This is a genomic window from Amycolatopsis sp. A1MSW2902, assembly GCF_017312175.1.
GTDB lineage: Bacteria > Actinomycetota > Actinomycetes > Mycobacteriales > Pseudonocardiaceae > Amycolatopsis > Amycolatopsis nivea.
In genome coordinates this window covers 3,264,323-3,288,415 of record NZ_QJPO01000001.1, presented here as the reverse complement: position 1 = coordinate 3,288,415, position 24,093 = coordinate 3,264,323, and the positions used below count along the sequence as shown (strand labels likewise).

19 protein-coding genes and 2 pseudogenes are annotated in these 24,093 nt (G+C 71.6%); 15 read left to right on the top strand and 6 right to left on the bottom strand.

All coding sequences use genetic code 11. The annotated features are described in order from the left end of the window. Nucleotides 1-75: 75 nt before the first annotated feature. Both DMP23_RS15015 and DMP23_RS15010 read right to left on the bottom strand, forming a co-directional pair. Nucleotides 76-510, bottom strand: a pseudogene (locus tag DMP23_RS15015) (carboxyl transferase domain-containing protein); the annotation flags it as partial. A 98-nt stretch (nucleotides 511-608) separates the two neighbouring features. Next, nucleotides 609-3,188: pseudogene (locus DMP23_RS15010) on the bottom strand (ATP-binding protein); the annotation flags it as partial. Between the two features lie 45 nt (nucleotides 3,189-3,233). On the opposite strand from DMP23_RS15010, the gene DMP23_RS15005 reads away from it, so the two are divergent. Together DMP23_RS15005 and ggt are read left to right on the top strand one after the other, a co-directional pair. Beyond that, nucleotides 3,234-3,869: a TetR/AcrR family transcriptional regulator gene (locus DMP23_RS15005; protein ID WP_238605868.1), complete on the top strand. Its 636-nt coding sequence runs from the start codon at nucleotides 3,234-3,236 to the stop codon at nucleotides 3,867-3,869. A 128-nt stretch (nucleotides 3,870-3,997) separates the two neighbouring features. Further along, on the top strand, nucleotides 3,998-5,794 hold the full coding sequence (ggt, locus tag DMP23_RS15000; RefSeq protein ID WP_037811565.1) for a gamma-glutamyltransferase: 1,797 nt from the start codon (nucleotides 3,998-4,000) through the stop codon (nucleotides 5,792-5,794). A gap of 97 nt (nucleotides 5,795-5,891) precedes the next feature. Here ggt and DMP23_RS14995 read toward each other — a convergent pair whose 3' ends face one another. Continuing rightward, the gene (locus DMP23_RS14995) at nucleotides 5,892-6,650 is read right to left on the bottom strand and encodes an SGNH/GDSL hydrolase family protein (RefSeq protein ID WP_337821389.1); all 759 of its coding nucleotides are present in this window, start codon (nucleotides 6,648-6,650) and stop codon (nucleotides 5,892-5,894) included. Further along, on the bottom strand, nucleotides 6,647-7,036 hold the full coding sequence (locus DMP23_RS14990; protein ID WP_037811563.1) for a nuclear transport factor 2 family protein: 390 nt from the start codon (nucleotides 7,034-7,036) through the stop codon (nucleotides 6,647-6,649). The genes DMP23_RS14995 and DMP23_RS14990 overlap by 4 nt, the downstream gene beginning before the upstream one ends. Before the next feature lie 68 nt (nucleotides 7,037-7,104). Here DMP23_RS14990 and DMP23_RS14985 point away from each other — a divergent pair, with 68 nt between their 5' ends. From DMP23_RS14985 to DMP23_RS14960, 6 genes are all read left to right on the top strand, one after another. Then, entirely contained in the window at nucleotides 7,105-7,680 is a 576-nt protein-coding gene (locus tag DMP23_RS14985; protein ID WP_134661683.1) for a PadR family transcriptional regulator, read from the top strand. A 43-nt stretch (nucleotides 7,681-7,723) separates the two neighbouring features. Then, a complete protein-coding gene (locus DMP23_RS14980) occupies nucleotides 7,724-8,551 on the top strand; it encodes a DUF1932 domain-containing protein (RefSeq protein WP_337821388.1) in 828 nt (275 codons plus the stop codon). Nucleotides 8,552-8,797: 246 nt separating this feature from the next. Next, entirely contained in the window at nucleotides 8,798-8,986 is a 189-nt protein-coding gene (locus tag DMP23_RS14975) for a (2Fe-2S)-binding protein (protein WP_037717597.1), read from the top strand. A gap of 78 nt (nucleotides 8,987-9,064) precedes the next feature. Next, on the top strand, nucleotides 9,065-9,550 hold the full coding sequence (gene bfr, locus DMP23_RS14970; RefSeq protein WP_275292008.1) for a bacterioferritin: 486 nt from the start codon (nucleotides 9,065-9,067) through the stop codon (nucleotides 9,548-9,550). Nucleotides 9,551-9,630: 80 nt separating this feature from the next. After that, entirely contained in the window at nucleotides 9,631-9,780 is a 150-nt protein-coding gene (locus DMP23_RS14965; RefSeq protein ID WP_337821387.1) for a hypothetical protein, read from the top strand. Beyond that, entirely contained in the window at nucleotides 9,777-10,304 is a 528-nt protein-coding gene (locus DMP23_RS14960) for a hypothetical protein (protein ID WP_134727412.1), read from the top strand. The genes DMP23_RS14965 and DMP23_RS14960 overlap by 4 nt, the downstream gene beginning before the upstream one ends. A gap of 26 nt (nucleotides 10,305-10,330) precedes the next feature. Here DMP23_RS14960 and DMP23_RS14955 read toward each other — a convergent pair whose 3' ends face one another. Next, complete coding sequence (locus DMP23_RS14955; RefSeq protein ID WP_337821386.1) at nucleotides 10,331-11,545, bottom strand: MFS transporter; 1,215 nt, start codon at nucleotides 11,543-11,545, stop codon at nucleotides 10,331-10,333. A 160-nt stretch (nucleotides 11,546-11,705) separates the two neighbouring features. Here DMP23_RS14955 and DMP23_RS14950 point away from each other — a divergent pair, with 160 nt between their 5' ends. Genes DMP23_RS14950 through DMP23_RS14920 form a run of 7 tightly spaced genes read left to right on the top strand, consistent with a single transcriptional unit; the run spans nucleotide 11,706 to nucleotide 22,912 of the window. Beyond that, entirely contained in the window at nucleotides 11,706-15,155 is a 3,450-nt protein-coding gene (locus tag DMP23_RS14950) for an AfsR/SARP family transcriptional regulator (protein ID WP_337821385.1), read from the top strand. Nucleotides 15,156-15,180: 25 nt separating this feature from the next. Beyond that, nucleotides 15,181-16,479, top strand: a complete 1,299-nt coding sequence (locus DMP23_RS14945; RefSeq protein WP_337821384.1) for a hypothetical protein — start codon at nucleotides 15,181-15,183, stop codon at nucleotides 16,477-16,479. After that, nucleotides 16,476-17,507: a hypothetical protein gene (locus DMP23_RS14940; protein WP_337821383.1), complete on the top strand. Its 1,032-nt coding sequence runs from the start codon at nucleotides 16,476-16,478 to the stop codon at nucleotides 17,505-17,507. Before DMP23_RS14945 ends, DMP23_RS14940 begins: the two co-directional genes overlap by 4 nt. Before the next feature lies 1 nt (nucleotide 17,508). Further along, nucleotides 17,509-20,502 (top strand): hypothetical protein, encoded by a 2,994-nt coding sequence (locus DMP23_RS14935; RefSeq protein WP_337821382.1) that lies wholly within the window; start codon nucleotides 17,509-17,511, stop codon nucleotides 20,500-20,502. A 54-nt stretch (nucleotides 20,503-20,556) separates the two neighbouring features. Beyond that, the gene (locus DMP23_RS14930) at nucleotides 20,557-21,084 is read left to right on the top strand and encodes a hypothetical protein (protein WP_238605859.1); all 528 of its coding nucleotides are present in this window, start codon (nucleotides 20,557-20,559) and stop codon (nucleotides 21,082-21,084) included. Between the two features lie 9 nt (nucleotides 21,085-21,093). Continuing rightward, nucleotides 21,094-21,906 (top strand): DUF3592 domain-containing protein, encoded by an 813-nt coding sequence (locus DMP23_RS14925; protein ID WP_337821381.1) that lies wholly within the window; start codon nucleotides 21,094-21,096, stop codon nucleotides 21,904-21,906. A 19-nt stretch (nucleotides 21,907-21,925) separates the two neighbouring features. Further along, on the top strand, nucleotides 21,926-22,912 hold the full coding sequence (locus tag DMP23_RS14920) for a hypothetical protein (RefSeq protein WP_337821380.1): 987 nt from the start codon (nucleotides 21,926-21,928) through the stop codon (nucleotides 22,910-22,912). Here the strand turns inward: DMP23_RS14920 and DMP23_RS14915 are convergent, their stop codons facing one another. Further along, on the bottom strand, nucleotides 22,913-24,082 hold the full coding sequence (locus DMP23_RS14915; RefSeq protein ID WP_337821379.1) for a PucR family transcriptional regulator: 1,170 nt from the start codon (nucleotides 24,080-24,082) through the stop codon (nucleotides 22,913-22,915). Nucleotides 24,083-24,093 lie beyond the last annotated feature (11 nt).

The following is a 24,093-nucleotide window of genomic DNA, read 5'->3' as shown; positions in this document are numbered from 1 at the left end:
CGTGCGCTCGCGCGGCAGCGTCCGGGTGATCCAGGCGCGGGTGTCGGCCGGGTCGATCACGTCGTCCATTTCGAACACGGTCGCCGCGGCCAGCGCTTTGCCGCGGCGGTAACTCTCGGCGAGCAGCCGGTCGAACTCGCGCTGCTTCTCGGCGTGGTCGGAGATCGCGTCGAGTTCGCGGCGGTAGCCCAGCCGCACCGCGCCTTCCAGGCCCATCCCGCCGACCTCGCCGGTCGGCCACGCGACCATCGCTTCGGGCACCCGGAACCCGCCGCCCGCCATGGCCATCGCGCCGAGCCCGTACGCCTTGCGCAGCACCACGCCCACCATCGGCACGTCCAGATGCGCGCCCTCGACGAACATCCGGCCGAACCGGCGCACGGTCGCGGTCCGCTCGGCGTCCGGGCCGACCATGAACCCCGGCGTGTCCACCAGCGACACGACCGGGAGCCCGTGCGCGTCGCACAGCTGCAGGAACCGGGCGGCCTTGTCCGCGGCGTCGGCGTCGATCGCGCCACCGAGATGGCGCGGGTTGTTGGCCAGCGCAGCCCCATAGGCCTGCCTTCGATGCGCACCAGCGCCGTGACGACGCCCGCCCCGAAACCGCGGCGCAGCTCCAGCACCGAATCCTCGTCGGCCAGCAGCTCGATCGCGCGCCGCACGTCGTAGACCCGGACCCGGTTTTCCGGCACCACGTGCCGCAACCGGCGCTGGTCCGCGACTGTCCATTCGCGACGGTCGCCCTGGAAGTACGACAGGTACCGCCGCGCCAGCTCCACCGCCTCGGCCTCGTCCGCGGCGACCAGATCGAGCACGCCGTTGGGTTCCTGCACCGAAACCGGGCCGATCTCCTCCGGCCGGTGCACGCCGAGGCCGCCGCCTTCGATCATCGCCGGGCCGCCCATGCCGACGTTCGCGTCCGCAGTCGCGATCACCACGTCGCACACCCCCAGCAGCGCCGCGTTTCCGGCGAAGCAGCGGCCGGACGCGATGCCGACGGTCGGCACCAGCCCGTTGAGCCTGCCCATCGCGGCGAACGTGTCGAGATCGAGCCCGCCCGCCGTCACCACGTCGGTGTCGCCCGGCCGCCCGCCGCCGCCCTCGGCGAACAGGACGAGCGGAAGCCGTTGCCGCGCAGCGAGATCCAGCATGCGGTCGGTCTTCTCGTGGTTCATGAAACCCTGGGTGCTGGCGAGCACGGTGTAGTCGTAGGAGAGCACGACGCAGCGCGCGTCGGCGGTGTGCTCGGCGTTGACGGTGCCGATTCCCGCGACCAGGCCGTCCGCCGGGGTGGCGGCGATCAGGTCCGCTTCGGTGCGGCGCTGGCGTTGCGCGGCGATCACGAGCGCGCCGTATTCCAGGAAACTTCCGTCGTCGCACAGATCCGCGATGTTCTCCCGCGCGGTCCGGTGCCCGGTGCGCCGACGCTTCGCCACCGCTTCCGGGCGTGCCTCGTCGAGACCGACCCGGTGCCGCTCCAGCACTTCTTCGAGGTCCGGCCGCACGTGCGCGGGGTCCGGTTCGGCCGGTCCGCTGCCCGCCCCGTGCTGGTCGGCGTCCGCGGTCAGTTCCACGAGCGGCTGCCCGGGCCGGGCGAGGTCACCGACTCCGATGTGGACAGACCGCACCACGCCCGCGACCGGCGCCGCGAGCACGTGTTCCATCTTCATCGCTTCGAGCACCACAACCGGGTCGCCGGCCGCGACGCGAGCGCCTGACTCGGCGACGAAGACCACCGAACCAGCGAAGTCGGCCGCGATCCCGTCGCCTTCCGCCGCGGCCTGACGGTGTTCCGGCACCAGTTCGGCGAGGTGTTCGTCCACAAAGGACGTGGTCGCCGATCCCTGCCGGACTTCGTCGCGGGACAACAGTTCCCGGAGGAAGTCCGCGTTCGTGCCCGGTCCGTCGACTCGCACCTCCGCCAGCGCGGAGCGGGCGGCGTCGATCGCCGCGGGCAGCTCCGCCGACGGAACGTGCGTGACGATTTTCGCCAGCAGCGAGTCGTACGTCGTGGTCGCGACCGCGCCGGCGTGCGCGGCGGTGTCGACCCGCACCCCCGGCCCGCCCGGCAGGTCCAGGGCCTCGATCCGCCCGGCCGTGGCGTGCGCCGTGCCGTCCGGCCGCAGTTCCTCCAGGTTGACCCGGCACTGCACGGCCGTCCCGCGCGCGGGCGGGACGTCCTCCTGCGCGAGCCCGAGTTCCGCGAGCGTCGCGCCCGCCGCAATCCGCAACTGGGCGACCACCAGGTCCAGTCCCGTGACCGCCTCGGTGACGGTGTGCTCGACCTGGATCCGCGGGTTCGCCTCCAGGAACGCGAACCGCGCCGGATCATCCGCGTCGACCAGGAATTCGACGGTGCACAATCCGCGATAAGACACCGCCGCGGTCATCCTCGTCGCCGCATCGCGCAGACGCGCCCGGCACTCTTCGGGCACCGTGCGGGCGGGCGCGACCTCGACCACCTTCTGGTGGCGGCGCTGCAGGCTGCACTCGCGGTCCCACACGTGGCTGACCGAGCCCGTGCCGTCGCCGACGATCTGTACCTCGACATGCCGCGCCCGCGGCACCAGCTCCTCCACGAACACGGTGTCGTCGCCGAACGCCCGCAACGCCTCCGACCGGCATCGCTCGATCGCCCCCGGCAGTTCGGCCGCGTCGACGACTCGCCGGATTCCGCGTCCCCCGCCGCCCGCGACGGCCTTGACCATCACCCCGCGGCCCGCGCCGAGGTTCGCGAGGAACGCGCCAGCCTCGGCGACGTCCGAGGTCGAGCGGAGCACCGGCACACCGAGCTTCTCCGCCAGCCGCCGCGCGTCCGCCTTGTCTCCGAACGTCCGCAGCACCGCCGCGTCCGGCCCGGCGAACCGGACCCCGCGCGCCGCGCACAGCTCCGCCAGCGCGGCGCTTTCGGACAGGAAGCCGTAGCCCGGATGCAGCAGCTCGCAGCCGGTGCGTTCGGCGGCCGACACGAGCTGGTCCGCGTCGAGATACGGCCGGTCCCCGGCGAGTACCACGACCTCGTCGGCCAGCCGGTGCACCGGGCCGTCGGGCTCCTCGGCGGCTTTGACTGCCACCGCCCGCCAGCCGAGAGCGCGGGCGGCGCGCAGGACGCGAAGGGCGATCTCGCCGCGGTTGGCGATGAGGACGGAAGGCAAGGGCTGCTCCTTCGGGACGTGAGCCGCCCTCATCCTGCGTTGACATTGACGTCAACGTCAATAGGTATGCTGGCGCCCATGGCATCCGGAACCTGGGCCGTGCGCGAGAAGCTCGACCGCGCCGACAGCGCGACCCGGCACGTGCTGCTGGCCGCCGCCCGCCGCGTCTTCGAAACGAAGGGCTTCGCACTGGCCACCGTCGCGGACATCACCCGCGAGGCCGGGGTCGGGCGCGCCACGTTCTACGTGTACTTCGCGGCCAAGGAGGAGGTTTTCGCGGTGCTCGCGCGCCAGGTGCGCGACCAGCTGGTGCAGGCGCAGGAGCTGACCGGACTCGACCCGGACGACCCGTGGGCGGTGGCGGCGGCGACCACCACCGCGTACCTCGACGCGTACGCGGAAAACCTGTCCTTCCTGACCGTTCTCGACCACCAGGCGATCGCGGACCCGGCGATGGCCGAACTGCGCGAGGAGATCCACGAGCTGCCCACGAAACGGGGCGGCCGCTACATCCGCCGGCTCGCCGAGCGGGGGCTGGCCGACCCGGCCGCCGACCCGGAGACGGTCTCGCTCGGCGGCGGCGGTCTCGTCGCGGTCCTCGCCCCCGTCCTGGCCCGGCACCCCGAACGCCGGGACCGGATCCTCGCCGATCTCACCCGGATGTACCTGCGGCTGCTCGGGCTGCCGCCGGAGAAGCCCGCCGGCCGGAGCTGACCCCGCCGCCGCGAAGCTTCTGTCATCTCGGCGCGCCGGATGCTAAACAGGACCTCCCTGGTTTCACCGCCGCTTTACCCGGTGCGCCCGGTCCGGGGTCCCGGGCGCACCGCCGAGAAAGGGTTGCCATGCCTGTGAAGCGCATCTTCACCTCCACAATGGCCACCGGGCTCGCCGCCGTCTGCGCACTGGCCGCGGCGCCCGCTGCCTCGGCGAGACCGGCGCCGCCGCCGACTCCGGTAGCGCAGGGTTCCGGAGGCGCGGTCGTCTCCGACACCGTCGAGTCCACCCAGGCCGGGATCGACGTGCTGCGCCGGGGAGGCACCGCCGCGGACGCCGCGGTCGCGGTCGCCGCGACGCTCGGCGTGACCGACCCATACGTCGCCGGGCTCGGCGGCGGCGGGTACTTCGTCTACTACGACGCCCGCACCAAGACCGTGTCCACCATCGACGGGCGCGAGACCACGCCCGCGGGCGACTCGTCGTCGATGTTCATCGACCCGGCCACCGGCAAGCCGTACGCCTTCGAGACCGCTGTCGAGAGCGGCCGGTCCGTCGGCGTGCCGGGCATGCTCGCCACCTGGCAGCGTGCGCTGCAGCGCTGGGGCAAGTTCAGCCTCGCGGACAACCTCAAGCCCGCGGAAAAGGTCGCGCAGCGCGGGTTCGTAGTCACGCCGGAGTTCGAGCGGCAGACGCAGTCCGTGGCGGCGAAGCTGGGCCACTTCTCCCCCAGCGCCCAGCTGTTCCTGCCCGGCGGAGCCGCCCCGAAGGCCGGTTCCGTGCTGCGGAACCCCGATCTCGCCGCGACCTACCGGCAGATCGCGCGCGAGGGCATCGGCGCGTTCTACGGCGGCTCGGTCGGCCGCGACCTCGTGCGCACGGTGCAGAACCCGCCGGCCGCGCCGGGCACCGCGACCCCGCTGACCGGCCCGATGCAGCTGTCCGACCTGCGCGCGTACCGGGCGCTCGACGGCACGCCGACGCACATCAACTACCGCGGCTACGACGTGTACGGCATGGCGCCGTCCTCCAGCGGCGGCATCACCGTCGGCGAATCGCTGAACATCCTCGGCAACTTCCCGATGTCCACAATGGACCAAACGCAGGCGCTGCACCACTACCTGGAGGCGAGCCGGCTCGCTTTCGCCGACCGCAACCGGTACATCGGCGACTCGCGCTACGTCAACGTGCCGCAGCAGCAGTTGCTCTCCAAGCAGTTCGCCGCGACCCGCGCGTGCCTGATCGACCCGGCCAAGGCGGGGTCGAGCCCGGTCGCGCCGGGCGATCCGTACGCGACCGGTTCGGGCTGCGCCACCGCTCCGGCGGCGTCCTCGGACAGCAATGAGCAGCACACGAACCACTTCGTCGTCACCGACAAACAGGGCAACATCGTGTCCTACACCAACACGATCGAGCAGCTGGCCGGCAGCGGGATCACCGTGCCGGGACGCGGTTTCCTGCTGAACAACGAGCTCACCGACTTCAACTTCGCCCCGACGCAGGGTTCGGCGCCCGACCCGAACCTGCCCGCGCCGGGCAAGCGGCCGCGGTCGAGCATGTCGCCGACGATCGTGCTGCACGACGGCAAGCCCTTCCTCGCGGTCGGTTCGCCGGGCGGCGCGACGATCATCACGACCGTCCTGCAGATCCTGGTCAACCGGCTCGACCTCGGCATGACCCTGCCGGACGCGATCGCCGCCCCGCGCGCCTCCCAGCGCAACGCGGCGACCACGGACGCCGAACCGGGATTCCTCGCCCTGCCCGTGGTGAAGGGTCTCGAGGCGCTGGGGCAGCAGTTCAAGAACGCCGGCAGCATCGGCGTGGCGGCGGGGATCGAATTCCTGCCGCACGGACAGCTGCTGGCCGCCGGGGAACCGGCACGGCGCGGCGGCACTTCCGCGGCCGTGGTGAACGGGAAGCACTGACGCCTGGACGGCCCGCCGCCTTTCCGGGCGGCGGGCCGTCTCGATCGGCGTTGCCGCTCCCGGTGCTGAGCCGCGGCAGACCGCGACGTGTTCGTGCTCACACGGGAAGCAGCGATGGACGTTTCGCGCTGCGGCCGTCCCCGGAAGACCTGCCGAGCAACCGCCGGACCAGCCAAGGGCCGAGAAACTCCGCCAGCCACCGGATTTCCGCGCCGACCGTGCGCCACACCGGTTCGCGGACGACGGGCGGCAGCGGGGCGCTCCAGCTGTCGTCGCTGCCGGGGAGGCCGAGGCTGTGCGCGACGGCCGCCGCGATGCGGGCGTGTCCGATCGGGTTGGCGTGCAAGCGATCCGCGCACCAGAGGCGTGGGTCGCTGGCGACCTCGTGCCGGTCGCAGTCCACGACCGTTACCCCGTATCGGGCTGCCGCGGAACGGATCCGGCGGTTGAGATCAGCGACTCGCGAGCGCAACGGCGCGGCGATCGGCGCGATTCGGCCGAGGTCGGGGAAGGCAAGGGTGACCACTTCGGCGCCCGCGGCGGTGAGTGCGGCGAACATGGCCGTCAGGTGCGCTTCCACGGCGCCGGCGTCGTAGCCGGGGCGGAGCACGTCGTTCATTCCGGCGACCACGGTGGCCAGCGTCGGCCGCAGAGCCAGCGCCGGAGCGAGCTGTTCGGCACGCACCTGGCCCGCGAGGCGTCCGCGGACGGCGAGGTTGGCGTACTCCACCGGCTCGCCGGTCGCGGCGAGATGCTGGGCGAACCGGTCCGCCCAGCCGCGGTGGCCAGTGGCCTCGTCGCCGTCCCCGATGCCCTCGGTCTGGCTGTCGCCCAAGGCCACGTAACGGATGGTCACGCACCGGCCTCCTGTTTGATCTGCTCGAACCGGGCGGCCATCGCTTCGCTCAGCGCCGTCGCCGCGGAGAGCGGGCGCACCATGACCACGAAGTCGTCGATCAGCCCGTTGTCGTCGGTGTGCAGGAAATCGCAGCCGTTGATCTCCTTGTCCCCCACCTTCGCGGTGAAGACCAGGGCGTGGTCGTGCCCGTCGGCGCTGGAGATCTCCCGGACGTAGCGGAAGTCGGCGAAAACCCGGCTGACGGCGCGCAGGATCGCCGAGGTGACCGGCTTGCCGGGGTACGGCCGGTACGCGACCGGGCTGGTGAAGGTCACGTCGTCGGCCAGCAGGGCTTCGACGGCGGTGTGGTCGCCGCTTTCGACGGCCTTGCGGAACGGGTGCACGCTGCCTCCTATTAACTTTGTTGATTAGGTGCAGCCGAGATTAATCACCGGGGTGTTACCGTGTCCAGGTGTCCTTGAAGTTCGCGATCCTCGCCGCCCTGCTGGAGGGCGAGTTCTCCGGTTACGACCTGGCCAAGTCGTTCGACGCGTCGGTCGCCAACTTCTGGCAGACGACCCCGCAGCAGCTCTACCGCGAACTCGAACGGCTCTCGGCCGAAGGCATGATCGCGCCGCGCGTCGTCGAGCAGGAACGCCGGCCGAACAAACGCGTGTTCCGCCTCACCGCCGCCGGGCGGCGCGCCCTGCACGAGTTCACCGCGACGCCGGTCCAGCCCACCACGATCCGGGACGACCTCCTGGTCAAGGTGCAGGGAAGCGACGCGGGCGACGCCGAAGCGGTGATCGCCGCCGTCGAGGAACGCATGGAGTGGAGCCGCGCCAAGCTCGCCCGGTTCGAGCGGCTGCGCGAGCGCATGCTGGACGGCCGGCCGGAAAGCGACTATCTGCGCGAGAACGACCGCGTCGGGCCTTATCTGACGTTGCTGCGCGGAATCTCGTTCGAGAAGGAGAACCTGCGGTGGGGCGAGCACGCCGCGCGAATCCTCCGGCAGCGCGCCGAATCGGGCGTTTCCAGGCCTGCCTAGCGCGGAGGTGGCGGAACCGTCCCGGGTGACGTATACCCGTGCGGTGACGGGTACGACGGTGGGGCTGTTGCATCCGGGCCGGATGGGTTCGGCGATCGCGGCGCAACTGATCGCAGGCGGGCATCGGGTGTTGTGGTGCCCGGCCGGGCGGTCGGCGGGAACCGCGCGCCGAGCCGAGGAGGCCGGGTTGACCGCGGCGGAGACGATTCCCGAGCTTCTCGAGCGGAGCGCGGTCGTGTTCTCGATCTGCCCGCCCGCCGCGGCCGAGGAGGTCGCCGGATGTCTCGGGGACTACCGCGGGATCTGCGTCGAGGCGAACGCGATCAGTCCGCATCGGACGGTCGCGATCGCCGGCCGGGTCCGCGCGACCGTGGTGGACGGATCGATCATCGGTCCTCCCCCGGACGAGCGCTCGACCGCCCGCGTCTACCTGTCCGGCCCGGACGAAGCCGTCGAACTGGTGCGGGGACTGCTGGCCGGGAGCAGGGCCGAACCGGTGCCGCTGGGCGGACGGATCGGCGCGGCGAGCGCGGTGAAGATGGCCTACGGATCGTTCCAGAAGGCCTCGCGTGCGCTGGCGGCGGTCAGCCATGCGATCGCCGACGACTACGGCGTCGGCGACCATCTGCTCAAGGAAGCGAACGCCTTCGGCGGCAACGCATTGGCGGACACCGACGGGCTGCCTTCCGCGGCCGCGCGGGCCTGGCGATGGGCGCCGGAAATGCTGGAGGTCGCCGAAACCGCACGGGCGCTCGGTCTCCCGGACGCCCTCGCCACCGGCGCGGCCGAGGTGATGTCGCGCTGGGCGGACGACAAGGACGACTTCGGCCTCGACCTTCCGGCCACGCTGCGCCGCCTGCACCGCGAGTGACCGGGCCGGGCCGCGATCTAGCCCGGCGATGCCGCAAAACCGAGTTCCAGCTCGCGTCCGCAGTCCACACGCGACTGACGGGGGTTCTTGGCAGCCCGGGCGTCACCCGCGAGCCCCTCGGCCGATGCCGCGGTCGCCCGCCCCGCGTGACCGCGGCCACTCGGCACGCGCCTTGCCAGACCCCAGTTGATCTGTTGTGCTTAGCCTTACCTAATCACCCGGACCGGCAAAGGGGTGTCGTCGGCGATGTACGCATGTGTCTGCGCGGCTGTGACGATGCCGCAGGTCGAGGCCGCCGTCATGGCCGGAGCCCGCAGCGTCGAGGAGATCGGCGAGCGCTGCGCCGCCGGGACCGGCTGCGGAACCTGTCACGAACGGCTGAACCGGATCCTTCTCGAGCGCGCCGCACCGCAGGACCTCGCGCACAGCGCCTGACCGGCACGCTCCGCTCCGGTTGTGAGCCGCATCACGCGTGGGTAGCATCCGGACCGGTCGAGGCCGGAGGTGCGGACGATGCAAGGCGACGAGGAAGTTCTCGCGCTGCTCAACGAGCAGCTGACCAGCGAGCTGACCGCGATCAACCAGTACTTCCTGCACGCCCGCATGCAGGCGAACTGGGGATTCACGAAGCTGGCCGCGCAAACCCGCGCCGAGTCGATCGAGGAAATGCACCACGCCGAATGGCTGACCGACCGCATCCTGCTCCTCGGCGGCCTCCCGAACTACCAGCGGCTCCTGCCGATCAACGTCGGCCAGACGATCCCCGAGATGTTCTCCTCGGACCTCGCGATCGAAATCGACGTGCTCGACCGGCTCCGGCCCGGCATCCCGATGTGCCGCGCCCACGGCGACGCGGGCAGCGCGAACCTGCTCGAGAAAATCCTTCTCGACGAGGAGCATCACGTCGACTACCTCGAAACGCAGCTGGAGCTGATCGACAAACTCGGCGAGCAGCTGTATCTGGCGCAGCTCGTGGATCAACCGCCCACCGCGGGCTGACCTCCGCCCGGGTAACGAAACACCGCGGCACGGCGACTCACTGGCACAGAATCCGGCACTGCCGAACCCCGGAGGACGCCGTGTCCGACGACGACCGCACAGAGACGACCCCGCCGATCCCGGCCGCGCCGCCGTCCCCTCAGGCGGAATTCGACTACCCGGCCATCGGGACCGAAAAAGTCCTCGATGGCGGCATTCTTCCTGACCCCGCGGAAGACCGCGACAAATGACCGCCGGGCCCGAACCGGCGGACAGCGCGAAGAAATCCGGGCCGGTCATCGCGAGCCTGATAGACAAAGAGATCGACAACGCTCGCGCGAACGCGAGTTCCCTGCAGGTCCGCGGACTGGCGGTGATCAGTTCTTCCGGAACGCTGGTCACGCTGCTTTTCGGGCTCTCCGCGCTGTCGACGAAAGCCCAGAACTTCGTGCTCCCGGACGCGGTCAAGCTTCCGTTGTACCTGGCGGCCGCACTGCTGGTGCTCGCCGCGGCCGCCGGAATCTTCACTAACGCGCCGCGAAGAAGCGACGCGATCGCGCTGAAAAACCTCACGCCGTTGATCGCCGAGGACCGCTACTGGAACGCGCCGTCGATTTACGCGGAAAGGGAAGTCGCCAAAACCCGGCTCACGGTGCTGCAGAACTCGCGAGCGATCAACATCAGCACCGCGCGGACCTTGCTCGTCGCGATCGTTCTCGAGATCGCCGGGGTCGCGTGCGTCACCTGGGCCGTCACGAGCCTCGTCTCGGCCTGAGCTCCGCGGGCGGGTCGTGCGCCCGGTCAGCCCTGGGTTTCCGCCGGGAAGCCGTGCCTGCGGGCGGCCACGACGACCACGATCACCGGCAGCATCAGCAGCAGCACGGTCCACGGGAACGAGCCGCTGCCCGCGAGGCCGAGCAGCACCCCGCCGACGACGCCGCCCGTCGCCATGGCGACGTTCCACAGGGTCACGAGCATCGCCTGTGCGGCGTCGGCGGATTCGCCGCCCGCCTCCCCCGCCGCGGTCTGCAGCAGGGTGGGCACGCCGCCCCAGCCGAGACCCCAGAGCACCGCCGACGCGTAAACCAGCACCGGATCGTGCGCGATGGTGGCCAGCAGCAGCGCGGCCGCGGCGACGAGCAGCGAGCTGACGATGGTCAGCAGCCGCAGCCGCCGGTGGATCTGCGCGCCGACGAGCCAGATGCTCGCGATCGAGGCGATGCCGAAGGCGAGCAGGACGAGGTCGGCGCTTCCGCCCATGCCGAGTCCGGCGAGGAAGGTGGCGATGTAGGCGTACAGGATCGTGTGCGCCAGCACGAAAACGAGCGTCACGAACAGCACTGGGACGACCCCGGGAATCCGCAGTGTCGGCAGCAGCTTCGGCCGCTCGCCGCTGCGGTGGCCGGGGAAGTCCGGGACCGCGGCGGCGATCCAGACCAGCAGCAGCGCCGTCAGGACGGTCATGGCGAGGAATGCGGTGCGCCAGCCCGCGGCCTGGCCGAGGAAGGTCCCGGCGGGCACGCCGAGGCACAGCGCGACCGGGATGCCCGCCATCGCGATCGCGATCGCCCGGCCCTGCAGATGGGCGGGGACCATCCGCCGCGCGTACCCGGCGAGCAGCGCCCAGGCCAGCCCGGCGGCGACGCCCGCGACGAACCGCGCGACCATCGTCAGGAAGTACTCGGACGACACCGCCGTAACCGTGTTGGCGACGGCGAATCCGGCCATCGCGGTGAGCAGCAGCGGTTTCCTTCGCCAGCCCGCGGTGGCTCCGGAGAGCGGGATCGCGGTCAGCACCGTGCCGAGCGCGTAGATCGTGACGGTCTGGCCGGTCGCGGACTCGCTCACGCCCAGCGAACCGCTCATCGCGGGTAGCAGGCCGGCGGGCAAGGTTTCGGTGAGGCTCGTGATGAACACGGCGGTGGCGAGGGCGAGCAGCGCGAACAGCGGAAACCGCGATCCGGCCGGGTCTTCTCCCGCTGCGGTCTCCACAGTGGATTCTGGTGTGGTGCTCATGCTCCGGCTTCTCTTCTGGAAGTGACTGCTGGTGGCGGTCGCTTCCGGATCCGGTCGTCGGACCGTTCCTTCCGCTCCCCGGCGACCACTCTGCGGACGGGGGCTTCGGGATTGCTTACGATCGGCTGACGGCGATCTGACGACAGCGCGGGGGCGACGGATGCGGTTCGGGGTTCTCGGCCCGCTGGCGGTGTGGGACGACGCGGGGGAACCGGTCGCCGTGCCCGAGGCCAAGGTCCGCAGGCTGCTCGCGGTGTTGCTGGCCAGCGACGGCGGTCCGGTCTCCGCCGACCGGCTCCTGTACGACCTGTGGGGCACTGAGCTGCCGGGCAAGCCCCTCGGCGCGCTGCAGGCGAAAGTGTCCCAGCTGCGCCGAGTCGTCGGCCGGGACCGGCTGGAACGCCAGCCCGCCGGGTACCGGCTGCGGATCGAGCACACCGAAGACCTCGACGCCCGGCGGTTCCGCGAACTCGTCGCCAAGGCCCGCTCGACGCCGGACCCGCGCAGCCGGGTGGCGCTGCTCACCGAGGCGCTGGAGTTGTGGCGCGGAGCGGCGTACGCGGACTTCGCGGACGAGGATTTCGCGCGGGCGGACGCGCACCGGCTGACCGAGCAGCGACTGACCGCGGCGGAGGAACGGGCGAAAGCCTGGCTCGACACGGGAGACCACGCTGCCGCGGCCGACGAACTCGCGGTCCTCGTGTCCGCGCACCCGCTGCGGGAAAGCTTGCGCGGGGTGCAGATGCGAGCCCTGTACCTGAGCGGGCGGCAGGGCGATGCGCTCGCGTCCTACGCGGAACTGCGCGAGCGTCTCGCCGAGGAGCTGGGCGTCGACCCGAGCCGGGAGTTGCGCGGCCTGCACGAAGCGATGCTCCGGCAGGATCCTGGGCTCGCCGCCGGACCGCAGCCGCACGGCAACCTGCCCACCCCGCTCGCCGCCGGACCGCTGCCGCACGGCAACCTGCCCACCAGGCTCGCCGCCACCGCACCGCAACTGCACGGCAACCTGCCCAACCCGCACGCCGCCACCGCACCGCAACTGCATGGCAACCTGCCCACTGGGCTCGCCGCCACCGCACCGCAGCCGCACGGCAACCTGCCCAACCCGCACGCCGCCACCGCACCGCAGCCGCATGGCACTCTGCCCAACGCACTCACCCCGCACGCCGCGGCACCGCGGCCGCACAGCAACCTGCCCAGCGCGCTCACCCCGCTCATCGGCCGGGAGCGAGCGCTCGCGCAGCTGACCGGCCTGCTGGGCACGACGCGGCTCGTCACCCTCACCGGCCCCGGCGGGGTCGGCAAGTCGCGCCTGGCCGTGGCGGCCGCAGCCGAAGCCGCCGCGGAATTCCCGGACGGCGTCCGGCTGGTCGAGTTCGCCGGGGTGCGCGACGGGACGGCCGACGACCTCGCCGAAGTTGCCGCAGCCGCGTTCGGAATCCGCGACGACTCCTCCGCGACACCGCCATGCACCGGGGCCGCCGCACCCGCGCGGCGTCTCGCGGCCGCGATGCGCGACCGGCGTGCGCTGCTCGTGCTGGACAACTGCGAGCACGTGGTCGACGCCGCCGCCGAGCTCACCGAACTGCTCCTGCACTCCGCGCCCGGACTGCGCGTTCTGGCCACCAGCCAGGAACCTCTCGGCCTCCCGGGCGAAGGCGTCTTCGCGGTGGAACCGCTGCCGACGACGGAAGCGGTGAGGTTGTTCGTCGAACGGGCCGCCGCGTCCGCGCCCGGTTTTCCCCGGCAGCCGGAAGATTGCGCGCCCGCCGATCTCGAGGCCGTCACCGAAATCTGCCGTCGGCTCGACGGCATCCCGCTCGCGCTCGAACTCGCCGCCACCCGCGTCCGCGGCCTCGGCGTCCGTGAGCTGGCGACGCGGCTCAGCGACCGGTTTTCGCTCCTGACCCGGGGAAAGCGCGGCGCCCCGGCCCGGCAGCAGACTCTGCGCGCGGTGATCGACTGGAGCTGGGAGTTGCTGAGCGCACCGGAGCGGATCGTGTTGCGGCGCCTCGCCGTCCACCGCGACGGCTGCGACCTGGAAGCCGCCGAAGCGGTGTGCGCGGGAGACGGCGTCCGGCACGAGGAGGTGCTCGACCTCGTGACGCGGCTCGTGGACCGTTCTCTCGTCGTCGTCGCGAACGGGCCCGCCGGGATCCGCTACCGGCTCCTGGAATCGGTCGCTGCCTACGCCACCGAACGCCTCCACGAAACGTCGGACGCTGCCGACACCCGCATCCGGCACCTGCACCACTATCTGGCTCTCGCCGAGCGAGCCGAGCCCCGGTTGCGCGGCGACGAACAGCGAACCTGGCTCACGCGTCTGGACGCCGAAGCAGGGAACATGCGCGCGGCCTTGGACGAGGCGGTCCGCGCGAGCGCCACGGAGGAGGCCGTCCGGCTGGCGACGGCGCTCTCGTGGTGGTGGCTGCTTCGCGGTCGTCTCGCCGAAGGCCGCCGCGCCCTCTCGACCGTTCTCGACGCGGTATCCCCGGACGCGGAACTCGCTGTGCTGCACCACGCTTTCGCCTTGCTGACCGGCGATCAAGCCGCCGCCCCCGCCGACGCCGCGGCCATTCGCGACCCGGTCCACCGCGGTCGTGCGCTGTGGCTGCGGGCCTACAGCCTGTTCAGCGTCGGCGACGCGACAGCCAGTGCCGAAACAAACGCCCTCGCCCTCGATCTGTTCACCGCCGAGGAAGATCAGTGGGGCGTCGCCGCGGCGCTGGGCTTGCGGGCCATGCTCGCCTTGGTCCGCGGCGACCTCGCCGGTCTCGGCCGCGACGGCGTCCGCAGCGCCGCGCTCTTCCGCGCTCTCGGCGACCGCTGGGGCGAAATGCAGACCATTCCGCCGTTGGCCGCCCTCGCCGAGATCAAGGGCGACTACCAGGACGCGGCGGACCGCCAGCGCGCCGGCCTCGCGATCGCCCGCGAACTGGACCTGCAGGCGGAGGTGTCCGCCCGGCTGTCCGGCCTCGGCAGGCTCGCGCTGCTGGAACGCAACTGGGAACGCGCGCGCGACCTACACCAGCAAGCGCACCGCATCGCCGTCGAACACGGCTACACCTACGGCCAGATCCACGCCGAGATGGGCCTCGCCCTCGGTGCGCGCCGCTCCGGCGACCTCGACACCGCCGAGAAGCTCCTGCACCACATCCGCGACAGCTACGCCGGTCTGTCCTCCTTGGCCGGGGACCATTTGCTGTACGCGGAGCTCGGGTTTGTCGCCGAACTCCGCGGCGATGCAGGGCAGGCAACAGCTTTTCATCTCCGGAGCCTGGACATCGCCCGGGCGCTCGACGAACCGCGCGCGCTGGCGCTGTCCTTGGAAGGCTTGGCGGGAGCCGCCGCTCGGAAGGGCACCGCTGAATGCGCCGAACTGCTGCTGGGCGCCGCCGACGCCGCCCGCCGCCGGGTGGACGCTCCGCTCCCCCGTGCCGAACGCGGCGACACGGACCGCATCACCGCCGCCGCGCAAGCGGCTCTTTCGGAATCCGGCTTCGCCGAGGCGTTCCAGCGTGGCGCGGGGTTGTCCGTCGAAGCCGCGATCGTGGAGGGAACGGCTGAGTGCGCGAATTCCGCGCGGATGCGGAACTGCCCGGCAGGATAAAGTGCAGTCGGAGCGAGGGGGCGTGATGACGGCAGGCGAGGGGCAGTCCCAGCTGCGCTCGGCTGTTCTCGCGCGGGCCTGGCAGCGGATCCCGGACGTCGAGGTGCTTTCGGCGGCCGACGGCGGGCCGCTGACCCGCACGATCAAGAAGATCATCGACCCGCTCGTGATCCGCACCGCGGCGCGGACCCGGCTGGGCCGTCCGCTGCTGGATCCGGCCGCCGCGGCGGAAGTGACCGAGTTGCTGCTGGCCGATTCGGCTCGGCTGCGCGCCACGGCAGCGTGGTTCACCCACCTGAAGCGGCAGCGGCGGGCGTTGCGCATCACTGCGGGGAACGTTCAGGACGTGTGTTTTCCCCTCGCCTACGAACTCGCGACCGGCTTCGGCATGCCGGACGACTCCGCGCCGGAGCGGGCCGCGGCGGCGTTGCGCGAGTGGCACGGCGAAGACGGTGCGGCCGGGGTCGATCAGGTGAGCCAGTACCTCGCTGATCCCCAGCGCGCCGCTGAGCTGACCGCTGAATTGCGCCGTCGCTGGGCTGCGGCACCCGATGGATCTCCCGCAGCATTCGTCGCGCTGCTCGACGCGGTCGCCGACGGCTTCACCGACGAGTCTTGGCAGAAGCTGGCCGACTCCCCCGCCGGGCACGCGTTCGGCCTCGCGTTGCGGCAGCCCGGCGGCACTGCCGTGCTCACCCGGGCCGTCCGCGAGATTTCCGGTCTGCCCACGCCTGATCTCGGCCTGCAACGCGGCGAACGCACTGCTGTACCTCCGTTGAGCCAGCGCGACGAAACGGGGAACGGGCTTCTCGAACGCAGCATCGAACGCCGGGTCCGCGCGACGCTGCGCCGGGTGGACGGGCAAAGCGCCGTCGCCGACCTGGTCGACGAGGAACTCCGCCGTGCAGCCGCTGGGTTCGGGCTGGAATTACCCGTGCTGGCAACGTGTTTCGTGCTTGGGGTCGTCCTCGCGCCCGCGCTCCGGCCACTCGACGGGCCCCGCGACCTCCCGGGCTTCGCCCAGCGGCTCAACGCTCAGGTCGCGCGGGAGGGATACGTCCTGTACGCACGCCGGGCGCTGGCCGGTTCGACGCCCCTCACCGCGCAGCCGGACGCCGAGATCCTCCGGGAACTGCGCGAATTCGCGAAGCGCTTCCTCGCCCGGTTGTGGGCGCGTCTGCACGGCTTCGACGTCAGCGGAGAGGTCCCGGACGACTTCCGAGACCTCCTCACCGGGGTGGTCCGGTCGACCTCGCTGGACCTGCGGACGAAAGTGCGCCGCGCACTCGTCGCCAACCTGCCGCGATTGGAGGTCGCGTCGTGACCCATCCAGTGCACACTCCGGTCCTCGCGGCGGACGGCGGCCTCATTCGCTTCGCGCTGACGGATCTGCTGGCCGCTTCGGTGCCGTCGATGCGAATCGAACTTACCGACGCCAGCGCGGCCGAACCATGGCTGACCAGGCTCGTCGGCGCCGAAGCCAGCTTGACCGCGCTCCGGGACGGATACGTCGACGTCCCGGCGAGCCCGGAGTTGGCCCGCCTCGCACTGCTGCTGTGGGCCCGCCGGTGGTGGCCTGCCAGCCCGTTGCTCGGGATCCCGTCGCTTGATCCGGCGCTGCTGGATTTCGAAGCGGCCGTCGCGACCGCGGACGTCGCCGAGGGCCTGCTCGACGGTTTCGAGGCCACCCCGGCTGAGCTGTTCGATCAGGCCGTCAGCGCGGGTCTGGTCGCCGCGGCCGGACCGGTGGCCGACGAAGTCCGCCGTCTGTGCGAGCAGCTTTCGACTTGGTTCGACCGCGAAGACGACCTCGATCGGGCCGAAGCCGCGGCCTCACTGGCGGCTCGGGTGGCTCCAGGGCAACGTGCGTACGCCTTGGCGGCGGGTTCCGGCCCCGCCGCGTCTGGCGAGGGCGTGCTGGCCGAGGGACGCGCCAGTGTCGACTGGGCGCGGGTGCCGTCCGGCGTTCTGGACGCCGCGGAGGACACGGTCGCCTGGCGGATCGTGGCGACTAGGACTGCTGCCCGGCTCGACGTCGAAGTCTCGGGAGCGCTCGACGACGCGTCGCTCACCGCGGTGGCGACCCACGACGGTGAGCCGTTCGCCGAGGTGGCCCTGCACCTGGGCAGCGCGGGGTTCGCCGGAACGGCCGACTTGGACGAAGCCGGTGCCAGGCTCGCAGCGACGTCCTCCGGCCGGATCGATCTCATCGTCGGCGCGGCAGACCCGGACGTCGACGGCACCACGTCCGAGGACCGCGCTGAGGTGATCTCCTTGGTGCGGGCCCGCGAATCGATGCCGCCGGAGGCCCGGACGTTGGCGGAGCGAGCCGCAGCCGACGAGGAGTTCTGACGTGCTCGCGGGGTTGCCGCCTCCGCTCGCCTCACCGGACCGGCCACTGCCTGCCGAACTGGCCGATGCGGTGTCGCACGGCTACAACTGCCGTTGTGTCGCAAGGCATTTCGGTCTCGACCCAGTGGCGTACCAGGAATTGCCCGCCTGCTCGCTGAGCCAAGCCGAGTACGACGCGCTGCTCGCCGAGGCCTTCGCCGTCCAGAACGAGGCCAAGAGACTCGCCGCGGCACGAGATGTCGCCGGGGCACAGCGGGCTTATGCACGGATGCGGCAGCTCGCCCAGCAGCTCGACCGCGTCAGCCTCGAAGTCGCCGCGGTCAGCGATCTGGCCACGGTCTGCTACTCCGCGGGCGACCTCCGCAATGCGCGCCAGTGCGCGGAAGCCGTCCTCAACGTCTTCCCGGTCAGCACCGCCGCCATCGTCCACTTCGGACAGTACGCCGAACTGCGGATGATCGAAGGCTCCCGCGAGGTAGTGGAACGCGTCCTCATCTCACTGTCCACAGAGGAGGGCGACCTCGCCAGGGCACGCGAGTTGCTGGCGGATCAGCGGCGGCGCGCGGCGTTCCGGAAGGCCGCCGAACCCGGCCAGTTCCCGCGCGAACAACTCGACCCGCACGGTGCCGACGAGCTGGAGCTGCGGATCCTCGAAGTGCGCGTGCAGGTGGCCGCCGGGGACCCGGCCGGTGCGCGGGACGCGATCGACGAGATCCTGACTAGCCTGGACCGCCTCGCGGACGTGGACGAGGTCCGCGACCAGGTGGCGGCGCTGCAAGCCATGGCCCGGGCTGAACGCGCCCGGATCCGCCAGGCAGGTGGCGAGGAAGCGGACGCGACGGCGGATTTCCTGCGGCTCAACGCCCGGCACGAAGGTCCGACAGCGGCGAAATTCGCCATCAGCCTGGCCGAAACCCGCGCGCTCGACGGAGATTTCCGCGGCGCGATGGCGGCGATAGTCCAGGCCCGAGACGAACTCGCTGCCGCAGGGGTGACCGGCGACATCGCCGAGGCGAGCTACGCGCTGAGCAGCTTGCTCCTGCTCGCGGGTGCTGCAGGGCAGGCGCGAGAACAGTTCGAGCACGCGGGAAAGCTGTGGGCCGCGAACGGCGACACACCCGGAGCGCGACGGCTCGCCGCGGCGCTGGCTCGCTGTGCGGCGGCCGAGGGCGACTGGACGTCGGCGGAAAAGCACGTGGCCCAGCTCCAGGCGGCGGCGCGCGAGTCGAGCGAATGGCTGGAGTGCCTGCGAGCCGATTACCTCGCGGCCGCGATCGGCTACGAACGCGGCGAAGACCCGCGAGCGGTGCTGGACCTGCTGTTGCCGGTGACCCTCGCCGCGCAGGAGTACCGGTTCGCGTTCGCGTCGGCTCAGGCCCGCACAGCGTGGGCGAACAGCGTCGCGGGCCCAGCGGCGGAGCTGCTGATGGTCCTGCTGACCCAACTCCGCGAAACGCGGCTGACCGCGGAGCTGATCGAACGCGCGTGCGCGGTCGGGGGGTATCCGGAGGACCGTTCGCTGAACCTGACCGGCGCGCTTCCCGCGCTGGCACCGCCGGTCGAGGACGGTCAGCTTCCCTTGGCAGCATTGGGTTCGGTCACCTCGTCGCTGCCGCTCCGGCTCGCCCCGCCACCCGGGCTGCGCTGGTCACCGTCCTCGCCGATGGAGCTGGACGCCTGGTCCCAGCTGGCCGCCGAACGTTACGGATGCGGATCGGTGCCGGGGACTGTCGAGACCTGGCCCGCCGCCGCATCCGGTCGCGAGACATTCATCCTGCGCTACGCCGACGCCGGGCACACCTACCTCAGCTGGCGCACCACCAGCGACCTCGACACCGTCCACACTCACCCCATCGACGCCGATCTCGTCGACACCGCGCGCGGCTTCCTCGCCGAGGCTTCCCCGACACCGCGGGAAGGCGAGCCGGTCGCGGACGCGGTCCGTCGTTCGCTCGACGCTTTCGGCAGTTTCGCCGCGGAGCAACGCCTTGCTCGCGTCCTCGCGCTCAACCTCCTGCCCGCCGATCTCGTCGCGCAACTCCGGCGCGCCAACCGTCCGCTGTTGCGAATCCAGCCGTCCCCAGCACTCGCCGCGGTTCCGTGGGGCCTGCTCGCTCTGCCCGACCGTCGCCCGGACCACGCGCTCGACGCCGACGAGGTCGACACCTGCTTCGACAGCGACGTCCGGATCCTCGACCTCGCCGACGTCTCGCTGCTCGCCCCCGCCGGAATCCCGCGCCGCGAACCGGCTCCCGCCGGACCGCCCGTCTACCTGCTCGACCCGCGGATCCCCGGGCAGAGCGCGTTCGGCGAATTGGGCTCCGTGCTCGGCAAGCAAACCGCCGCCTCCCCGCTGATCCGCCACCTCGACGCCCAACTCGCCGCGGGCCCCGTCCGCCCCGCCGCCGCGCGCGGCCTCGACCTGGTCCGCCGCACCGACACCGACCGCCGGCTGCTCGCCGACCTGCTGGCGGAATCGTGTTCGCGGCTGGTGTTCGCCGGGCACGTCAGCCGCATCCAGGACGTCCACGGTGCGCAGACCGCGCTGCATTTGTCGTGCTCGGCCGACCTGCCCGGCACCGCCGCGCCGATCGGGGCGCACCGGCCGTTCACCGCTGCCGACCTGGCACTGTCCGAAGTGGACATGCCCCCGCGGGTCGCGCTGATCGGCTGCGCCAGCGCGAGCGACTTCGGCCTGCCGGAACCGTTCGGCGTCCTGCTCGCCGCGGTCGCCGCCGGGGCCGGGCTGGTGGCCGCAACGGTGTGGGCGCTGCCGACGTCGGCCGCGGTGCCGGGCGCGGATCCGATGGCTGAGTTGATCATCGCCGTGGACACCGCGCTTGCCGGAGCGGACCCGGTTGCCGAGCTGTGCGCGTGGCAGCGGGCCCGGCTCGCCCTCTGGCGCGAGCGACCCGAACCAGCCCGCTCCCCGATCTTCTGGGCAGCCCTGACCTGCCTCGACGCCACCGACGACGGCAAAACTTGGGTTCGGTAGCAGCACGCCCGCCCGAAGCTGTGTCCAGCACACCGGCACAGCGAAAGGCACCCGATGTTCAAGAAGATCCGCGACAAGATCAACGAAGCGACCCAGCAGGGCATGGCGAAGGGCGCGCAGGACTTCCAGCAGCACGCCGAGCAGTTCCGGCAGGCGGCCGCCGCGCAGGGGCACGACATCACGCCGCAGCTGCCGACGCCGCAGCTCGCCGCGCAGGCGTACCGCAATGTCGCGGCCGACCCCGAGATGGCTGCGTTCCTGGCGCTGCCGATGCAGGAGCAGCTGCGCCAGCAGCAGGAACTGCAGGCCTACGGCACCGAACTGCGCCGGCTGTACGACACCGGCGAGAAGGCCACCCTGGTGATCCGCGCGCTGGAGCCCACCGGACGGACGGTCGCCGGGCAGGCGCAGTACACCGCCACGCTGGAGGTCACCCGCGCCGACGGCATGATGTACCGGACGGTCACCCCGCTGATCACCCCGCAGGCGACGATCCAGCAGTACGCGCCCGGCACCCGGCACGAAGCCCGTCTCGACCCCGCCGATCCGGCGAAGGTCGCCGTGTTCGGCCCGATCGCGTAGGCGGCCGCGGTGTTCAACTCCTTGGCATTCGGGCTCCCGGAGGACCCTGAACAGAACCGTGCGTCAAGCCGGCGGCTGTGGCTTCTCGGGATTCCCACGACGCTCGCCTGGGCGGTCGCCGGCTGGTCCGGCGCGCTCGGGCTGCTGGACGGCTTCCGGCTGATGTCGCTGAACCGCGTCGGCGCGTGGGGGGCCGACGCGGGGCCGGCGGGTTCGCTCGTGTTGTTCTTCAGCCTGGCGGTCACGATCGCGTCGTCGCTGGGATTCGCGATGCTGTGGGGCGGCGGGATGTCGTTGCGCCGTATGGGAATCAGCTTTCGGGCCAGCTCGCTGGCGGCAGCACTCGGCGTGACGCTGGGCAGCGGCGTGGCGGCTCCGTCGTGGACACCGCCCGAATCGGTCGGCGAAAGGCTGCCCTTCCTCGACGGCAAGGCCGAGCCGTGGTCCGATGTGGACTGGGTGATCTACTACGAGCCGTTTCTGGTGCCCGCGGTGTCCGGGCTCATCGCGCTGGTCCTGATCGTGGTGCTGCTGCGGTCTTTCCTCCGCGCGGCCGAGGCGGACGATCGCGAGCAGGCGCTGCGGCACTGCGGCCGCCAGGCGACGGGCGTCCTCACCCGGGTGGATTTCACCAACGTCTGGGTGATGGGGAATCCGCGATTCAGCGTCCACGTGCGGTTTCCCACCGAGACCGGCGAGCGCGAGGCCGTGACCACGATGATCACGTCGCTCTTCCAAGCCCCTTCCGAGGGCTCGGCAGTGCGGGTCCGCTACGACCCGAAGGACCCGAAAGCCGTTCTGGTGGAACCGGTTTCCCGCTGACCAAGTCTGGAGCACGTCCATGCGCACAATCGCGCTCGGTTTCCTGACCGGCATCGTCGTCGGAGCGACCGTCTGCTCGCTCGTCGTCGGGATCATCGTCGAGAGTGTTCCGTTGGTCGTGACGGGACTGGGAATTCCGCTCGGCTACGGTGTTCTCGTCTGGCTCGGCGGCCTGCCGCGACGCGCCCGCGAGGCGGCAGTCCCGCCGACAGTGGCACTCGCCCGGATCGAAAGCCTCCGCGCCGGCGGCACCGAAACGGGCGATCTCCCGGTCGAGTTCGTCCTCACGGTGGCGCCGGACGGGGAGCCGGCGCATCGCGCGACGGCGACCCGCACGGTCAACCTGGTCGATCTCCCGAGCTACCGCAAGGGCGACGTCCTGGTGGTCGCTTACCCGCCGGAGCGGCCGTGGAAGGTCCGGCTCGTGGACAACCCGACGCCGGAATGGCAGCGCCGGGCGGCGGAAGCGGTCATCGAACCCGCTCCCGAGTCCGCTTTGGTCGCCCCGCCGCCGGAGGGGTGCGCGGCCGGCGCCCTCACCCTTGTCGGGATACTGCTCGGCGCGGGCGCCGTTCTCGGGCTCTTCCGCGCCGAACTGTTCGCTCCGGAAGCTCCGTCACCGCCTCCCGCGTCCTCCACCGAGACCACTTCCTCCGGGTCCGCGACGGTCGACGTCGGCCCCGAGCAATCGTTGCTGGACGAGGGAGAACTGCGCCGCGCCGTCGACGGGCTGGCCCAGGCCACGGACGTCTCGCAGACGCTCACCGCGGTCGTCCAGGAGCACCGGCTGACGGTCGTCTTCGCCCCGACCGGAGTCCAGGTCCCGCGATTCGATCTCCGCACCCTGCCCGTCACCGAGATCCCGCGCCTGGTCCGGAAAGCCTTGCAGACCCTCGACGTCGGGACACCGCAGACCTGGCAGGTCACCGTCGCGCAGCTGCCGTCCGCACGCACCATCCGCGTCACGGTGACCGGCCCCAACGGCACCGCCACCCTCCCTGGGTGATCAGCCCGTCAGTCCCAGCGAAGCGCCGAGCAGCAAAAGTCCTTTGGCGGTGCGCGGATCCGCGCCGGTCAGGTTGGCGATGCGCGACAGGCGATTGTCCACTGTGTTCGGATGGACGTGCAGTTTCCGCGCGGTCTCGCGACGGTTGAAGTCAGTCTCGAAATAGGTCCGCAGTGTCGTCGTCAGATCAGGCTCTCCATCCAGCCGCGCCGCCAGCGCGCGCAATTGCGGCGTGGCGGCGCTGTCGTGGTTGAGCTGGTATTCGAAGAGGTGATCCGCAAGGACCGCAACGGTGTCCGGGACTGCGTTCAACCGCAGCAGCCGCTCCGCTTCCGCTACCGCCGCCGGGATTTCCGACAGTTCGGCCGCGTGGGCGAACGCGCCGGTGATCTCCACGCCCGTGGTCTGATGCGCTCGCGGCACCGCCAGCCGCGCCTCGTCCAGCACCGCTTCGGCATTGTCCAATCCGGACGGAAGCAACAGCAGGCCGCCGTCGGGATCCAGCGCGGCGAGCACGTCTCCGGACAGTTCGCGACGCAGGTGCTGCAACAGCAACCGCACCTTCCGCTGCCCGGCGAGATGGCGGCCGACCGCGTCGCCGACGGAATCCGCTGGGTCCACGGCGAATCGCAGCGCCAGCACGCCGTACGCCGGGGCGAGCCGGACGTCCGCCGGCTCCGGGACCGACTCCCCCGCCGCCAGCCGCCGCACCAGCGCCCGCGCCGCCTCGCGTTGTTCGTGGTCCGCGGTCTGGAATTCCTTCTGGTGCGCCTGCACCGCCGCGTTCATCACCCGGTGCGTGCACTTCAGCAGCACCGCCGCCGCTCCGTCCGGCGGAGACCCGCCGGACAGGTCGTCGACCTCCGCCCACATCTCCTCGGCCACCAGGAGGTAGGCGTGCACGAACTCGCCGACCGGCAGCCCCTCCGCACCTCGCTCCCGGCCGCGTTGCCGGAACAGCTCCAGCTCGTCCTCGCGCGGTTCGTCCCCCTCCCGCGCCGCGCGCGAGAACATCCGGCCGAACTCGCGGACCGTGTGCGCCATGTGCTGGTGCAGGTGCGCGGGCGCCTTGCCGCGGTAGTGCGGCGAGGTCTCGACGTACCGGCGGATCGTCCGCTCGGCCAGCTTCGGCAGCCGGTGCTCGAAGCTGCGCCACGACAGTTGTGACATGTCACAGCACG

Bases quoted from the DNA above. Each gene is read 5' to 3' on its own strand.
- DMP23_RS14960 (WP_134727412.1), top strand. From the start codon at position 9,777: ATGACCGCCGGGCCCGAACCGGCGGACAGCGCGAAGAAATCCGGGCCG.
- DMP23_RS14945 (WP_337821384.1), top strand. From the start codon at position 15,181: ATGACGGCAGGCGAGGGGCAGTCCCAGCTGCGCTCGGCTGTTCTCGCG.
- DMP23_RS14975 (WP_037717597.1), top strand. From the start codon at position 8,798: ATGTACGCATGTGTCTGCGCGGCTGTGACGATGCCGCAGGTCGAGGCC.
- bfr (WP_275292008.1), top strand. From the start codon at position 9,065: ATGCAAGGCGACGAGGAAGTTCTCGCGCTGCTCAACGAGCAGCTGACC.
- DMP23_RS14915 (WP_337821379.1), bottom strand. From the start codon at position 24,082: ATGTCACAACTGTCGTGGCGCAGCTTCGAGCACCGGCTGCCGAAGCTG.
- DMP23_RS14920 (WP_337821380.1), top strand. From the start codon at position 21,926: ATGCGCACAATCGCGCTCGGTTTCCTGACCGGCATCGTCGTCGGAGCG.
- ggt (WP_037811565.1), top strand. From the start codon at position 3,998: ATGCCTGTGAAGCGCATCTTCACCTCCACAATGGCCACCGGGCTCGCC.
- DMP23_RS14955 (WP_337821386.1), bottom strand. From the start codon at position 11,545: ATGAGCACCACACCAGAATCCACTGTGGAGACCGCAGCGGGAGAAGAC.
- DMP23_RS15005 (WP_238605868.1), top strand. From the start codon at position 3,234: ATGGCATCCGGAACCTGGGCCGTGCGCGAGAAGCTCGACCGCGCCGAC.
- DMP23_RS14930 (WP_238605859.1), top strand. From the start codon at position 20,557: ATGTTCAAGAAGATCCGCGACAAGATCAACGAAGCGACCCAGCAGGGC.
- DMP23_RS14950 (WP_337821385.1), top strand. From the start codon at position 11,706: ATGCGGTTCGGGGTTCTCGGCCCGCTGGCGGTGTGGGACGACGCGGGG.